At 60.5% G+C, this 14,690-nt stretch carries 11 protein-coding genes; 3 read left to right on the forward strand and 8 right to left on the reverse strand.

Going from position 1 to position 14,690, the window contains the following annotated elements:
• Positions 1 to 65: 65 nt before the first annotated feature.
• Genes KW846_RS06760 through KW846_RS06770 form a run of 3 tightly spaced genes read right to left on the reverse strand, consistent with a single transcriptional unit; the run spans position 66 to position 3,349 of the window.
• A complete protein-coding gene (locus tag KW846_RS06760; protein WP_218481720.1) occupies positions 66 to 1,019 on the reverse strand; it encodes an HlyD family secretion protein in 954 nt (317 codons plus the stop codon).
• A gap of 4 nt (positions 1,020 to 1,023) precedes the next feature.
• Positions 1,024 to 1,224: a DUF1656 domain-containing protein gene (locus tag KW846_RS06765; protein WP_218478420.1), complete on the reverse strand. Its 201-nt coding sequence runs from the start codon at positions 1,222 to 1,224 to the stop codon at positions 1,024 to 1,026.
• Positions 1,214 to 3,349 (reverse strand): FUSC family protein, encoded by a 2,136-nt coding sequence (locus KW846_RS06770; protein WP_218481721.1) that lies wholly within the window; start codon positions 3,347 to 3,349, stop codon positions 1,214 to 1,216. Before KW846_RS06770 ends, KW846_RS06765 begins: the two co-directional genes overlap by 11 nt.
• Positions 3,350 to 3,564: 215 nt before the next feature.
• Between KW846_RS06770 and KW846_RS06775 the strand changes: the two genes are divergently transcribed.
• The 3 genes from KW846_RS06775 to KW846_RS06785 all read left to right on the forward strand — a co-directional run bounded on the left by KW846_RS06775 (position 3,565) and on the right by KW846_RS06785 (position 7,962).
• On the forward strand, positions 3,565 to 4,620 hold the full coding sequence (locus tag KW846_RS06775) for a tetratricopeptide repeat protein (protein WP_218481722.1): 1,056 nt from the start codon (positions 3,565 to 3,567) through the stop codon (positions 4,618 to 4,620).
• 172 nt (positions 4,621 to 4,792) lie between these two features.
• Positions 4,793 to 6,295, forward strand: coding sequence for an ATPase domain-containing protein (locus KW846_RS06780; protein ID WP_007970585.1), 1,503 nt, complete (start codon positions 4,793 to 4,795; stop codon positions 6,293 to 6,295).
• On the forward strand, positions 6,292 to 7,962 hold the full coding sequence (locus tag KW846_RS06785; RefSeq protein WP_218481723.1) for a response regulator: 1,671 nt from the start codon (positions 6,292 to 6,294) through the stop codon (positions 7,960 to 7,962). Before KW846_RS06780 ends, KW846_RS06785 begins: the two co-directional genes overlap by 4 nt.
• A gap of 4 nt (positions 7,963 to 7,966) precedes the next feature.
• Here KW846_RS06785 and KW846_RS06790 read toward each other — a convergent pair whose 3' ends face one another.
• The 5 genes from KW846_RS06790 to KW846_RS06810 all read right to left on the reverse strand — a co-directional run bounded on the left by KW846_RS06790 (position 7,967) and on the right by KW846_RS06810 (position 14,514).
• Positions 7,967 to 8,344 (reverse strand): response regulator, encoded by a 378-nt coding sequence (locus tag KW846_RS06790; RefSeq protein WP_007970583.1) that lies wholly within the window; start codon positions 8,342 to 8,344, stop codon positions 7,967 to 7,969.
• Between the two features lie 77 nt (positions 8,345 to 8,421).
• Positions 8,422 to 9,603, reverse strand: a complete 1,182-nt coding sequence (locus KW846_RS06795; protein WP_007970581.1) for a hybrid sensor histidine kinase/response regulator — start codon at positions 9,601 to 9,603, stop codon at positions 8,422 to 8,424.
• On the reverse strand, positions 9,597 to 10,190 hold the full coding sequence (locus KW846_RS06800; protein ID WP_007970580.1) for a chemotaxis protein CheB: 594 nt from the start codon (positions 10,188 to 10,190) through the stop codon (positions 9,597 to 9,599). Before KW846_RS06800 ends, KW846_RS06795 begins: the two co-directional genes overlap by 7 nt.
• Positions 10,187 to 11,020: a protein-glutamate O-methyltransferase CheR gene (locus KW846_RS06805; RefSeq protein ID WP_104447198.1), complete on the reverse strand. Its 834-nt coding sequence runs from the start codon at positions 11,018 to 11,020 to the stop codon at positions 10,187 to 10,189. Before KW846_RS06805 ends, KW846_RS06800 begins: the two co-directional genes overlap by 4 nt.
• Positions 11,020 to 14,514, reverse strand: a complete 3,495-nt coding sequence (locus tag KW846_RS06810; protein ID WP_218481724.1) for a response regulator — start codon at positions 14,512 to 14,514, stop codon at positions 11,020 to 11,022. Before KW846_RS06810 ends, KW846_RS06805 begins: the two co-directional genes overlap by 1 nt.
• Positions 14,515 to 14,690 lie beyond the last annotated feature (176 nt).

Consider the following 14,690-nt stretch of genomic DNA (forward strand, 5'->3'; position numbering starts at 1 on the left):
TTGGATGGTGACTGTCAGACCGCCTTCGCGAGCAAGCCCGCTCCCACAAGGGTTAGCGGTGATCTTCAGTCCGTTGGCTTTTCCTGGACGGTCACGGTGGCCGTGGTCCCCGCCCTGAGTTTGTCTTTGCCGGCATAGTCGGCATCGATCTCGATCCGCACCGGCACCCGCTGCGCCAGTTTGACCCAGGTGTAACTGGGGTTGATGTTGGCCAGCAGGCGACCGCCCGGCAGGTTTTCCCGGTCGGCAATGGCAAAGGCAATGCTCTGTACTTTGCCGCCGAAGGTTTCGCCACTCATCAACTCGATCCTGACCCGGTCGCCCTCGCCGATCCGTGGCAACTTGGTCTCTTCAAAGTAACCGCTGACATAGAACGAATCGCTGTCCACCAGCGCCAGCAATGGCCCCCCGGCGGAAGCATAGTCGCCTTCCCGGGTCAGCAGATTGGTGACATAGCCCGTCACCGGGGAGACGACATGGGTGCGCTGCAAATCGAGCTCCGACTGGGTCAAGGCCGCGATGGCCAGCTGCACGTTGGCCTGGGCCAGCACCAGGTTGGCCTGATTTCGCAGCAGATCCGCCTGGGCCACCGACACATCGGTGTTGGCTTTTTCCCACTCTTCGCCGGAAATCGCCGAACGATCCTTGAGCGTGCGCCGCCGCTGCTCCTCGCTCTGACGCTGCTTGAGCAAGGCCTCGCTGGCGGTAATGGACGCCTGGGCCTGCCCGAGCGAGGCTTTCGACACCTCGACGGCACGCTTGGCATGCTCCACCGCCAGCGTGTAACGCGCCGGATCGATCTCCAGCAGCGCCTGGCCCTTGTTCACATGTTGGTTGTCCTGCACGGACAGGCTGACGATTCGCCCCGAGACATCGGCGGACAAGGTCACCACATCGGCACGCACCCGGGCATCCCGGGTCCAGGGGGCACGGGTGTAATGCTCCCAGGCGAACCAGCCCAGGATCAAGGCCAGCAGTACCACCGCCAGCGTCGTGAGTCGGGGAAGGATATTCTTCAAGGCATCAGGCTCCCATCACCAGTATCAACGTGGCGCAGACACAGACGTACAACGCACCTTCGAACAAAGCCTCATGCCAGACGAACTGCAGCACACCGAGGCGTCGCAGCCCCCAGTCCAGCAGCAGGAAAATCGGCAAACCCAGCAGCAACGCCTGGGCGATCGGGGGCAGATAGGCGCCTCCCACTTCCAGATCAATGGGCAAGGACAGGGTCTCCTTCAATGCCGGAGGGTTGAAAGTAGCCGCGATAACGCTCGACGAACGACACCACGATCAACAGCGCCACGCGCATGCGGAACACCGACCACAAATGCTCATGGACATCGGTATGCAGGGCATCCAGTTCGTCGCCCAGGGCGTGCAGGCTATCGAGCACCCGTGCCACTTCGACCCCGGGACGTCCGGCGACCAGCCTGCCCGTTTCCCGGACGGTGGAAAACAGGCGACTTTGCAGATCCGCACTCAACAATGCGTTGTTCTGCCCCTGCTGCCTGAGCTGATTCATGGCAATCCCCAACGCCATGCAGGCCAGGCTGACTTGAAAGCGCTCATGGGATTGTGGCTCCTGCGTTGCCGGCAGCAGCCCCAGCATCATGGTCAGGCGATCAACCATGCGGCTCTCGAAAGCAAACTGCTGTTCATCGGTCGGCGCGGTTTTCAGCAAGGCGTACACCTGCTCGCCGTTCTCTTTATAGAGCCGTCTCATGCGCAAATCCGGCCTGAACGGAAAGATCAGCGCATAGACGCTCAACGCCAGCACGGTCGCGCAGGTATAGGCCCCGGCAAATTCGAACCACTGGATGGCGGTGTTTTGACCGATCCCTACGTTCAACGGACCGAGCAGCAGAAAAGTCGTGAGCCCCAGACCAATGCCGGTGCCTGTCGTGGCCGGACTGGCCAGCCCTACCGCAACTGCATAGAGCAAGGGCGCCAACAGCAAGGCAAGCATCTCGAAATTGCTGATCATCGGCACGAACATGAACTGCAGGAGCGCCGAAGCCACCAGTGCCAGCCCGAAGCCCCTCGCGTAGCTTTGCACGGCCAGCAGCGGCCTTGGAAAGGTCGACATCAGCGAGCAAAGGATACCCACCAGCACCATCCCGCCTCGCGCACCGTCCCAGCCGGTTTCGATCCAGATCAGGCCGCAAATCAACAGCGCGGAAAAAGCCCGGATGGCGTTCATGGTCGCCAGGGTGAAGTCCAGATGCAGCGGATTTTCCCGCCCGCGAAACACGCTGCTGGCCGGTCGCCCGCTCTGGATGGCGTCACTCAATTCCAGAATCTGCTCCAGCTGCTGCAGCAGGCGAGCCTGCTCCCAGCGCAGTGACCAGGCCAGCGAGCGCAAGGTGGCCGGCAACGGCTCGGTCAATTGTTCGGCCCTGTAGGCCAGCTCATCAAAGCGTTGTTGCAACGACGTGAAGTGATGGCGCTTGTCACTGGACAGCGAACGCCCCTCCCGCGCCAGCTCATCGAGAAACGCCAGTTCTTCGGCCCGCAAACGTTGAATTTCCTCGGGCAACTCGCCCTCCCAACGCTCGGTCAACAGCAGCCGCTGGTGGCGCAGGGCTGTCAGCCGCGCGGTCAACAACACCAATTGGTTGCCCAGTAGTTGCACCAGGCCGTTGGCACTGCGCAACCGCGGCGCATCGAAGTACATGTGCCGGCGCACGCCCTCCAGACCACTGATCTGGCCCAGCAGCTGCATTTGCCGCTGCTGGAAATCCGCTTCGCTCTCTTCGGTGCGGATGACGGCGCTGGCATGGGTGGCCAGCAACCGGGTGATCTGGTCGATCCTGGCGAAGTAGTCACGGGCCACGGTTTCCGGTCTGGCGGTCAGCAGGCTGACCAGACACACGCAGGCCACTGCCAGCAAGGTCTCGGTGACGCGGGTCACCGCCAGCAGAAACATGCCGTCCTGATCCGGCACCGCCAGCAAGGCCACCACCACGGCGGTGTAGCCGCTGAGGACAAACGCCTGGGAACTGGTATAGCGCAACAAGGTGCCACCGGCGGTGCACAACGCCAACCACAATGCCAGGGTGGTGATGAACGGCAGCGGAGCCTGGGGAAAGATCGCCATGATCAACACCGCCACCGCAGCGCCCAGCGTGGTGCCGATCACCTGGCCAAAACTGCGGGCCAGCACCATGCCTCCCAGTGGCTGGCTGATGATGACCACGGCCATGATCGACCACTTGGGCTGGTCCAGATCGAACAAAAACGCCAGGTACAGGGTCAATAACCCCGCCGCGATGGTTCGCAAGGCAAACAGCAATACCCCGGGGCCGGGGTTGAGCATGGCCTTGAAGTACTGCAACAACGCTTGCATGGGAACACCCGTCGACACACTTCCAGCAAGCGTAGTCACTGTGGCGGTGCCTTGAGAGGTTTTGCTGGCGACGCCGTTTGCAGGCCCATTGATCGCTGGCGGAAGGGCTTTTCCACAGTTTGAATCGTCAGTGAACGTCTTCAAGGTTTGACTCAAGGCCTGGCCTGACCGAAGCTGGCGCCTTTGCAAAAGTTCGCCAGCTTCCGGATTCCTGCATGCCCCAGTCCCGCCGCTATCTGTTTATCAGCCTCTTCGCCCTGCTCGTCATCGGCCTTGCATGGTTTTCCCTGCGCGATACCACGCCAGTGGTTCCCGAAGCCGTCCAACACGGTTACAGCGAAGCGCTGGCAGCGGCCCGGGGCGGTCAACCCGGTGCCGCGCGGGTGCTCTATCAGCAGTTGAAGCGTCCGGACCTGTCCCCCAAGCGCCGTGTCTGGTTGCATGCCGAGCTGCCCAATTATCCAAGCTCGGTGGCCCTTAAACTGGCGGATGCCGACTTGCAGAACGAATCGCCCGAAGTGCGTATCGCGGCGATCAGAAGCATCAGCGCCCTGGTACCGAACGGCCAGCGCAGTCTTTTGCTGGGGCCATTGCTCGACGACAGCGAACAGAACGTGCGGCTGGCGGCAATCAACGCGCTGCTGGGGTTGTCCCCGGATGAACTCGGCTTGTATTTCGGACCGCTGGAGCAAGCCATCGATGCCTGGGAGCTGGTGCTCAAGAGCGAACCGCAAAGCGCCGAAAACCAATATCAACTGGCCCGGCTGCACCTGCACAACGCCGAACTCAAGGAAGCGCAACAGGCGTTGGACAACACCCTGCGCCTGGCGCCGGACAACCTGCCGGCGCTGGTGCTGCAAATCGAAGTGCTGGACAAGCAAGGGCAGAACGACGCCGCCCGGCAGCTATTGGCCAGGCAACTGCAGGCACAGCCCAACTCGGCCTATCTGCAACATGCCCTGGGGCTCTGGCTACTGCATCACGACCAAAGCGAATTCGCCCTGCTCGGCCTGTCCAAGGCCGTCGAGCTTGAACCCGATAACCGGGATTACCGCTACGACCTGGCCACCACACTGCGCGGTGAGCAGGAACTCGAAGCGGCGCAGATTCAGTTGCAGGAAATCGTCCAGCGCCATCCGAACGATCGCAAGGCACGGGTGCTGCTGATCAACTACTGGAAGGAAAGCGGGCAGCTGCAAAACGTGCAGATCCTGACAGCCCAGCTCGAGCAGATGAACCCTGATGATCCGTCGTTGCAACAGGGGCTCTAAAACCAAAAGATCGCAGCCTTCGGCAGCTCCTACATCTACGCCGCAGGCTGCGATCTTTTTGCGTTAAAAAAGGTTGAACGCTCGTCCGGGCCAGGGGTCAAGTGAAAAGGCAGCCCGTTGCGGCACTTCCAAGAGGCTGCCTCATTGCTCCTGGCCACGAGAGGACTCTTATTTGTCTCTAACCAACGAATTGAACCGTACCAAGGCGGCCACCGGTATCGAAGGCCTTGACGATATCCTCGATGGAGGACTGTCCCGCGGTCACGTGTTTTTACTGGAAGGCGAGCCGGGAACCGGCAAGACCACGGTGGCGCTGCATTTCCTGTTGGCCGGCGCTCAAGCCGGCGAGCGCTCGTTGTACATCACGCTGTCCGAGACCGAGCGCGAACTGCGCCAGGGCGCCTTGTCCCATGGTTGGGAGATGGACGACAACGTCCACATCTTCGAGCTGACGCCTCCGGAAAACCTGCTCAATGCCGAACAGCAGCAGACGCTGCTGTATTCCTCCGACCTTGAACTAGGCGAGGCCACCCGGCAGATTTTCGAAGTGGTCGAACGGGTCAAACCGACCCGCGTCGTCCTGGACAGCCTTTCCGAAATTCGCCTGCTGGCACAGAGCTCGCTGCGCTATCGTCGGCAGATTCTGGCCATCAAACATTATTTCGTGCGTTACGACGCTACGGTCTTGCTGCTCGACGACCTGACCACCGAGTCACTGGACAAGACCGTGCACAGCGTCGCCCACGGCGTGATTCGCCTGGAAGAGTTGACACCCAATTACGGTGCCGAGCGCCGGCGCGTGCGCGTGGTGAAGTACCGCGGCCAGAAATACCGGGGCGGCTTTCATGACTTCACCATCGCCAGCGACGGCGTGCATGTATTTCCGCGTCTGGTGGCCGCCGAACATCGCGGTCAGTACCTGCGCCAGCAATTGACCAGTGGCATCCGGGAAATGGATGCGCTGCTGGGCGGCGGTATCGAAACCGGTTCCAGCACCTTGATTCTCGGTCCGGCCGGGACCGGCAAATCACTGATCTCCATGGTGTTCGCCGCCGCGGCGGTGGCCCGGGGTGAAAAAGCCGCGTTGTTCATCTTCGATGAAGAGCTGGGGTTGCTGTACGAGCGCATGAAGAACATCGGCATCGATTTGCAGGCCCTGCAAGACAGCGGCAATTTGCTGGTCGAACAGGTGGACGCCGCCGAACTGTCTCCCGGCGAGTTCTCCCACCGGGTCCGGCGCTGTGTCGACGAAGGCAATATCAAGACCGTGGTGATCGACAGCATCAATGGCTATCAGGCGGCAATGCCGGAAGAGAACGCCCTGGTGCTGCACATGCACGAGTTGTTGCTGTACCTCAATCGAAAAGGCGCCGCGACCTTCATGACGGTTGCCCAGCATGGCCTGGTCGGCGACATGCAGGCCCCGGTCGACATCACCTACCTGGCCGATACGGTGATCCTGCTGCGTTACTTCGAAGCCCTGGGCAAGGTACGCCGGGCCATTTCGATCATCAAGAAACGCACCGGCAGCCATGAATCGACCATCCGTGAATACCGTATCAGCGCCCAGGGCATGACCATCGGTGAACCGCTGGAAGCCTTCCAGGGCGTACTGCGCGGGGTGCCCACCTATCTCGGGGCCAGCAACCCCTTGCTTGCGGAAGATATCCGGTGACTGCGGTGCTGGCGACACCCGAGCGCACCCTCATCCTTGCGCCGCGAGGGCGTGACAGCCAGATTGCCTTGATGATGCTCAACGAAGCCGGGTTTCACGGGGTGATCAGCCAGGACCTGCCCGGGCTGTGCGCCGAGTTGGAGCTCGGTGCCGGCCTGCTGCTGATTTCCAGTGAAGCGCTGCTGGGCAGTGATCTTGAACCATTGATCCGGCTGATTGAACAACAGCCCGCGTGGTCGGACCTGCCGATCGTGTTGATGACGCACCATGGCGGCCCGCAACAGAATCCGGCATCCCGTTTCGGCCCGCAATTGGGCAATGTCACCTTCCTCGAACGGCCCTTTCACCCGATCACGCTGATCAGTCTGGTCACCACCGCCTTGCGCGGACGGCGACGACAGTACGAGGCCAGGGATCGGCTGGTCGACCTGAGCCAAAGTGAATTGCGCCTGCAAAACACCCTCGAAACCCTTGAGCAGCAGGTGGAAGAGCGCACCGCGCAACTGCGTCACAACGAAGAGGCGCTGCGCCAGTCGCAGAAAATGGAAGCCGTCGGCCAGCTCACCGGCGGCATCGCCCATGACTTCAACAACATGCTGACCGGCATCATCGGCAGCCTGGAATTGTTGCGTCGACGCCTGGCCCGGGGCCGTACCGAAGATCTGGACAGCCTGATCGACCTGGGGGTGACCTCGGCCAACCGCGCGGCGGCCCTGACTCACCGCCTGCTGGCGTTTTCCCGCCGCCAGTCGCTGGATTCCAAACCCGTGGAGATGAACGCCCTGGTGATCTCCATGGATGAACTGCTGCAACGCAGCATCAACGAAAGCATTCGCCTGGACATGCAACTCGATGAGCAACTCTGGGTAGCCGAAGCCGACCCCAATCAACTGGAAAGCGCCCTGCTCAACCTGGTGATCAACGCCCGCGATGCCATGCCCAATGGCGGCAGGCTGGTGGTCTCTACCTCGAACCGGCACCTCGACGAGGACTTTGCCCAGTCCCAGAGCAATCTCGATGCCGGTGATTACGTCGTGCTCAGCGTCACCGACACCGGTTGCGGCATGGCGCAAAGCATCGTCAACCGCGCCTTTGACCCGTTCTTCACCACCAAGCCCATCGGCCAGGGCACCGGGCTGGGCTTGTCCATGATCTATGGCTTCAGCAAGCAGTCAGGCGGTCATGTCGTCATCCACAGCGTAGTGGGCGAAGGCACCACGGTGAGTCTGTTTCTGCCACGCTTCGGGGGTGACCTGCCTCAGGAGCATCCGGTCAATGTCGAACACTCGCCCTTCGCCAACAACGGCGAGACGGTATTGATCGTCGAGGACGATCCGGCGGTGCGGGTGCTGGTCAGCACGGTGTTGAGCGACCTGGGTTATGCCTTCGTCGAAGCCTGTGATGGCGATAGCGCGGTGCCGATACTCGATTCGGCGCAGCGCATCGACCTGCTGATCAGCGATGTCGGCCTGCCCGGCATGAACGGCCGGCAACTGGCGGAAATCGGCCGGCAGTTGCGGCCCGATCTCAGGGTGCTGTTCATCACCGGCTACGCCGAGCACGCCGCCGTGCGCGGCGGGTTCCTCGATCCGGGCATGCAGATGATCACCAAGCCGTTCACCTTCGATCTGTTGACGGCGAAGGTGCGGGAGATGATCAGCGCCTGAATGCTTACGAAAGCATGTCCTGCATCAGTTCCTGCAATTTATCCAGATCGAATGGCTTGTCCAGGATCGGCGCCTTGCGCGTGATCGGACTGTCGGTCTCACGGATTTCCTGGGCGTAGCCGCTGATGAAGATCACCTTGAGTTCCGGTCGCAGCTTCACGGCGGGTTCGGCGATCTGCACACCGGAGATTCCACCGGGCAGGCGGAAGTCGGTGATCATCATGTCCAGGTGGGGTTTGCTCGCCAGGATTTCAAACGCCTGTTCGCCGTTTTCGGCCTGAAGTACGCGATAACCCTCACCCGACAGATAAGCGGACAGCACCATCAGAATCGACGGATCGTCCTCGACAACGAGTACTACGTCTTGTGCATCTTCGCTCATGGGAAGCCTTTGTTCGTTCAATTGCTGCTGATACGACCATGGGGTCGATCAGAGGTTGCGTTTATCTGGCTGTTTTCCTACAGCGGCAGACAAACGCGAAACAAGGCGCCTTCGCCAATCCGGCTCTGGACGGTAATTGTACCGCCATGGGCGGTGACGATCTGTTCTGAAATAAACAATCCCAGGCCCAATCCGGCGACGGCCTGCCTGGCCGATACGCGCTCGAACTGCTGGAATATGCGCTTCTGGTTTTCTTCGTCGATCCCGATCCCCTGGTCGCGCACGTCTACCAGCGCCTGGCCTCCTTCACTGTATACCTTCACCGTGACCGGGCTCTTGGCCCCGTAGCGCAAGGCATTGGTCAACAGGTTGGATATGACCTGCTCAATACGAAACTCATCCCAGTTTCCGATCACCGGTTGCTCGGCATCAAGGGTCACCGACGTCTCGGCGGCGTCGATCTGCCGGGAAAAGTTGTGCAGCAAATCGCGAACCAGCGTCGAAAGATCGAACCGAGTCGGTCGGATCGACAGCTTGCCGGTGCGAATGCGCGAGACATCGAGCATATCCTCGATCAGGCGAATGAGGCTTTTGATCTGTCGCTCGTCGCGGTCGACCATGGCGTGCATCTTGTCCAGGGTGAAGGCGGCGGCGTTGTCCCGGGCCAGGTGCATCTTGCGCAGCTGGGTTTCAAGGATCAGGCCGTTGAGCGGCGTGCGCACTTCGTGGGCGACGATGGACATGAAGTCGTCGCGCATGCGCACCGCCTGCTGCAGTTCCAGCTGGGTGTTCTGCAGTTGCTCGAGCAGGGCTTCCTGTTCGCGGCGACTTTGCTCAAGGGCCAGCACTTGTTCCTTCATCGCCTTGCTCTGACGGTACAGGTCGACGAACACATTGACCTTGCTCTTGACCGCGTGGATGTCCAGCGGTTTGTGCAGGAAGTCCACGGCACCGCTTTCATAGCCCTTGAACGCGTACTCCATTTCACGCCCGGCGGCGCTGACGAAAACGATCGGAATGTTCTTGGTTTTTTCGGTGCCGCGCATCAACTCGGCCAGCTCGAAGCCATTCATGCCCGGCATCTGCACATCGAGGATGGCCATGGCGAATTCGTGCTGCAATAGCAGTGACAGGGCTTCGTCGGCGGACAGCGCCTTGTACACAATCCGGTCCTCACGCTTGATCAGCGCTTCGAGCGCCAGCAGATTTTCCGGCAGATCGTCCACGATCAGCAGTTTGGCCTGGATATTACTCAGCATGCGATTCGTTCCAGCTCGACAAGCAGACGGCCGATGCCGCGTACAGAAAGTATGTGGTCTGGCCGGTGCATATCCAGCGCAGCCTGGGGCATGGTGGCGACCTGAGCCTCTTGCGGGTCTTGCACGATGGTCATGCCACCGTTTTGTTTGACCTGGGCCAGCCCGCGCGCGCCATCGCGGTTGGCGCCTGTGAGCAAGACTGCAGCAAGCCCGGTGCCGTAGGCATCGGCAGCCGATTCGAACAGGTAATCGATGGCGGGTCGCGAATGATGCACTCGAGGCTCCAGGCTCAGGGAAAAGCTGCGGTCCCGCTCCACCGACAGGTGATAACCGGGCGCGGCGAAATACAGCGTGCCGGCCTCGACCGCAGTCTTGTCGCACGCCTCCAGCACCGGCATCGCAACTCGGCGGGCAAACACATCCGCCAGCTGGCTGCGGCGTTCGTCCGGCAGGTGCAGCACGACAATGATCGGCAACGCAAAACCTTCGCGCAGCGGGCCGAGGATGTTCAACAGCGCCTCCACGCCACCGGCGGAGGCACCGATCACGATCGCTTCGATAGCTGGCAGGTTCGTTGCACTGTTCATGTTTTTCGATAGATCCGTTCTTGTTTGACCAGCGGCTCGAATTCATCGCCAAAAGCCGAGAAATCCGGGGTTTCCTTGCTGCCCAACACCAGGAATCCGCGATGGCAGAGGGACTCATGAAACAGTCCGAAAGCTCGATCCTGGAGTTTTTTGTTAAAATAAATCAATACGTTACGACATGAAATTAATTGAGTTTCGGAGAACACACTGTCCGTCGCCAGGCTGTGATCGGCGAAGGTCACGTTCTCGCGCAGCGTCTTGTCGAAAATCGCGTACCCATAGGCCGCCGTATAGTAGTCGGCAAACGAACACTGGCCACCTGCCTGCTGGTAATTAGCAGTGTAGGCGCGGACGTTCTCCATCGAGAATATCCCTTGCTTGGCTTTTTCCAGAGAGCGCGGATTGATGTCGGTCGCGTAGATGATCGTACGGTCGAGCAAGCCCTCTTCGCGCAGCAGGATGGCCATCGAATACACCTCTTCCCCGGTGCTGCATCCGGCGATCCAGATCTTGATCGAGGGGTAGGTTCGCAGCAGCGGTACCACTTCCTTGCGGATGGCCAGGAAGTGCGAGGGGTCACGAAACATCTCGCTGACCGGGATGGTCAGCAATTGCAGCAATTGCATGAAAGCGGCCGGATCGTGCAGGACCTTTTCCTGCAGCGCCGAGATGGTCTGGCACTCGAACTGACTCAACGCATGATTGACCCGACGCTTGATCGACGCGCCGGAGTAATCGCGAAAATCGTAGCTGTACTTGAGGTAAATCGCCTCGATCAACAGGCGCAATTCGATTTCGCTGCTGCGCTCCCCTGAAAAATGGCGCTCCACTAGATGCGTTCCATCTTCGGCAACCACACGCGAATCAGCGAAAACAGGCGGCCCAGGTCGATGGGTTTGGCCAGGTAATCGTTGGCGCCGGCTTGCAGGCAGCGCTCCTGATCGTCCTTCATGGCCTTGGCCGTCACCGCGATGATCGGCAATTTGCGCCAACGCGGGACCTTGCGGATTTCAACAGTGGCTTCAAAGCCATCCATTTCCGGCATCATCACGTCCATCAACACCAGATCGATGTCCTCCACTTCATTGAGTCGTTCAATCGCTTCCCGGCCGTTGCGACCAATAACCACGACTGCGCCCTTTTGCTCCAGCGCGCTGGTGAGGGCGAAAATATTGCGTACATCATCATCCACCAGCAGCACCTTGCGGCCTTCGAAGACCCGGTCGCGACTGCGGGCGACCTTGAGCATCTTCTGCCGGTCATGGGACAACCGCGATTCGACTTTGTGCAGAAAAAGTGTCACCTCGTCCAGCAACCGCTCCGGTGAGCGCGCGCCCTTGATGATGATCGAACGCGAATACTTGCGCAGTTCAGCCTCTTCATCGCGGGTCAGGTTGCGCCCGGTATAGACGATGACGGGCGGAAAGGAGCAGATGTCTTCGGTGGACATGCGCTTGAGCAAGTCGTTGCCGAGCATGTCAGGCAACTTGAGGTCGATGATCATGCAATCGAAGACCGACGTGCGCAGCAGGTCCAGTGCCTCCTGCGCCAGGCCAACGGCGGTGATCTCTATGTCATCGTCGCCGATCAGGCGGGCAATGCTGTCGCGCTGCAAGTCGTCGTCCTCGACCAGCAGCACACGCTTGACCTTCTGGGTCAGCTTGGCTTCCAGGCGCGCAAACACGTCCTTGAGCTCCTCGCGGGTAGTGGGCTTGACCGCATAGCCAATGGCGCCCATGTGCATCGCCGCTTCGACCCGATCTTCGACTGAAATCACATGCACCGGGATGTGTCGGGTTTCGGCGTGTTCCTTCAGGCGTTGCAGCACGGTCAGGCCGGAATGATCGGGAAGGCGCATGTCCAGCAGGATCGCATCGGGGATGAACGCCTTGGCCAGGTCGTAGCCTTCGTCGGCGCCGTGGGCCACCAGGCACTGATAACCCAGTTCATGGGCAAGGTCGTAGAGGATGTGCGCAAAATTCGACTCGTCCTCCACAACCAGAATGCAGCGGCTGGTGAAAGGCCCCTTGTGGCGGTCGTCGTCGAAACGCGCAATGTCGACTTCGGCCACCAATGGCGGTGACAACGTGGGCGGCACTGCAGTCGGTGCAGCCGCCACCGCAACGGCTCGCATCGGTTCGACAGGCACCTCGCCCGGTTCCACGTACTGCTGCGGCATGACCAGGGTGAACACACTGCCCTGCCCCGGTTTGCTGGTCACGCTGATGGAGCCGCCGAGCAACGCGGCCAGATCACGGGAGATTGACAAGCCCAGCCCGGTGCCGCCGTAACGCCGATTGGTGGTGCCATCGGCCTGACGGAAGGCTTCGAAAATGCTGTCGTGCTGATCCGCCTCGATGCCGATCCCGGAATCGCGGATGCTGAACGCGATGCCGTCATTCGGCGCCGCAGCGACGGACAGGCTGACGCTGCCGCTTTCAGTGAACTTCACGGCGTTGGACAACAGGTTCTTGAGCACCTGCTCCAGGCGCTGGCGGTCGGTGAACAGCATCTGCGGCGCGCCGTCCAGCAACTCCACCTGGAAATCCAGCTGCTTGTCCGTGGCCAATGGCTGGAACAGGCCGCGCAGGCCATCGACCAGGCGCGCCACGCTGGTGTTCTCCGGACGGATTTCCAGCTTGCCGGCCTCGACTTTGGAAATGTCCAGAATGTCGTTGATCAGGTTGAGCAAGTCATTGCCGGCGGAGTAGATCGACTCGGCGAACTTCACTTGCTCGGCCGTGAGGTTTTCTTCCGGGTTTTCCGCCAGCAGCTTGGCCAGGATCAACGAGCTGTTGAGCGGAGTGCGCAGCTCGTGGGACATGTTGGCGAGGAATTCGGACTTGTACTTGCTCGAACGCTGCAATTCCAGCGCGCGCTCTTCGAGCTGGTTCTGCGCCTGATTGAGTTCGGTGTTCTTCAGGTCCATGGCGTCGCGTTGCTCGGCCAGCACTTCTGCCTGCTCGGCGAGTTGTTCGTTGGTCTGCTCCAGCTCCACCTGCTGGGTTTCCAGGTGCGCCTGGGACTCCTTGAGCACCCGCGACTGTTCTTCGAGCTCTTCGTTGGCGGTCTTGAGTTCTTCCTGCTGCACCTGCAACTCTTCATTGAGCTGCTGGGTTTCGGCCAGTACTTCCTGCAAGCGCTGACGATAGCGTGCGGCCTCGATGGACGTGCCGATGTTGCTGGCAATCAACTCGAGCAACGCGACATCGCGGTCATCCAGCGGACGCAGGAAACCCAACTCGATCACACCATTGACCCGGTCGTCGTCGCTGGTCGGCACCACCAGCACACTGCGCGGCAATCCGTCTCCGAGGCCGGAGCTGACCTTGAAATAATCCCCCGGCACCTCGTCCAGGCGAATCAGCCGCGCCTGCTGCGCCACCTGGCCGACAATGCCTTCATCGCTGTAAATCTGCTGATCCCGCTCTTCCTGTTCGCGGGAAAAACCGTAGCTGGCGATGCGTCTGAGACCGCCGTGGTCTTCCCGAACATAGATCGCCGCCACGGCGCTACCGAGGTACTGCGCGCAAAACTGCAGGATGTTGCGCCCCAGCAGGTTCAGGCTCAACTGTCCCAGCACCTGCTCGGCGAGCTCGGTCTGACCGTTGCGCAGCCAGGCCTGTTGCTCCAGGCGCTGGGCACTGGCTTGTTGGGCTGCGAGATTGACGCTGTAGCTTTGCGACAGGCTGAGCAAATCACGCCGCCCGACGTACGCCAGCAAACCACTGACACCGGCAATGAACAACAGATAGAGGCTGATGCTCCAGACCGTGGTGCGGCGCACCTCATCATTGCGCGTGGCGCGCAACTGTTGTTCGGTATCGATCACCTCCTCGAACTGCTTGCGAATTTCATCGGTCAGGCGTTTGCCGCGCCCGGCCTTCACCACCGAGCGATAATCACCGCTGCTGCGCTGCAAATCGATCATCGATTGCGCATAGCTGGCCCACTCCTGTTGCAATGCCTGCAACCGCAGCAAGCGGTCAGTCTGCACCGGGTTGTCGGCCGTCAGCTCGAGCAAGGTGTTGAGGGCCACGGCAACCCGCGGCTTGGCGGTTTCGTAGGGATCGAGGAAATGCTCGTCGCCACTGAGCAGAAAACCGCGCATGCCGGTTTCCAGGTCCACGGTCAGCTTGACCGCTTCATTGGCGTTATTGATCACCCGGTCGGTGTGTTCCACCCACTGGATCGTCGACAGCAGATAGCTGATCAGCGAAACGAAGAACACCGCGCTGATAAGGCCCAGCCCCAACGGCAGGCTGATATTGCGGCTCAGGAGTTTACGAAATCGTTGCTCATCAACCGAGGACGCGGAGGTCATGGGGCAGGCCTTGTCGAACTGTCAGAATGCAAGGAGTTTGCCCCAAAACTGGCACATGGATCCATTTTTCTGACATGTTTTCGCGCAAACTCCTACATTCCGCTGCGCCCGCGCAAAACGGCAGGTTATCCTTGCTGACCTGCCGCATTCTTTTTTGCGCCACCTCGGGAACTTGT

The sequence above is a fragment of the Pseudomonas sp. PDM32 genome, from assembly GCF_019219225.1.
Classification (GTDB): Bacteria; Pseudomonadota; Gammaproteobacteria; order Pseudomonadales; family Pseudomonadaceae; genus Aquipseudomonas; species Aquipseudomonas laurylsulfatiphila.

Bases quoted from the DNA above. Each gene is read 5' to 3' on its own strand.
- KW846_RS06770 (WP_218481721.1), bottom strand. From the start codon at position 3,349: ATGCAAGCGTTGTTGCAGTACTTCAAGGCCATGCTCAACCCCGGCCCC.
- KW846_RS06775 (WP_218481722.1), top strand. From the start codon at position 3,565: ATGCCCCAGTCCCGCCGCTATCTGTTTATCAGCCTCTTCGCCCTGCTC.
- KW846_RS06790 (WP_007970583.1), bottom strand. From the start codon at position 8,344: ATGAGCGAAGATGCACAAGACGTAGTACTCGTTGTCGAGGACGATCCG.
- KW846_RS06795 (WP_007970581.1), bottom strand. From the start codon at position 9,603: ATGCTGAGTAATATCCAGGCCAAACTGCTGATCGTGGACGATCTGCCG.
- KW846_RS06800 (WP_007970580.1), bottom strand. From the start codon at position 10,190: ATGAACAGTGCAACGAACCTGCCAGCTATCGAAGCGATCGTGATCGGT.
- KW846_RS06810 (WP_218481724.1), bottom strand. From the start codon at position 14,514: ATGACCTCCGCGTCCTCGGTTGATGAGCAACGATTTCGTAAACTCCTG.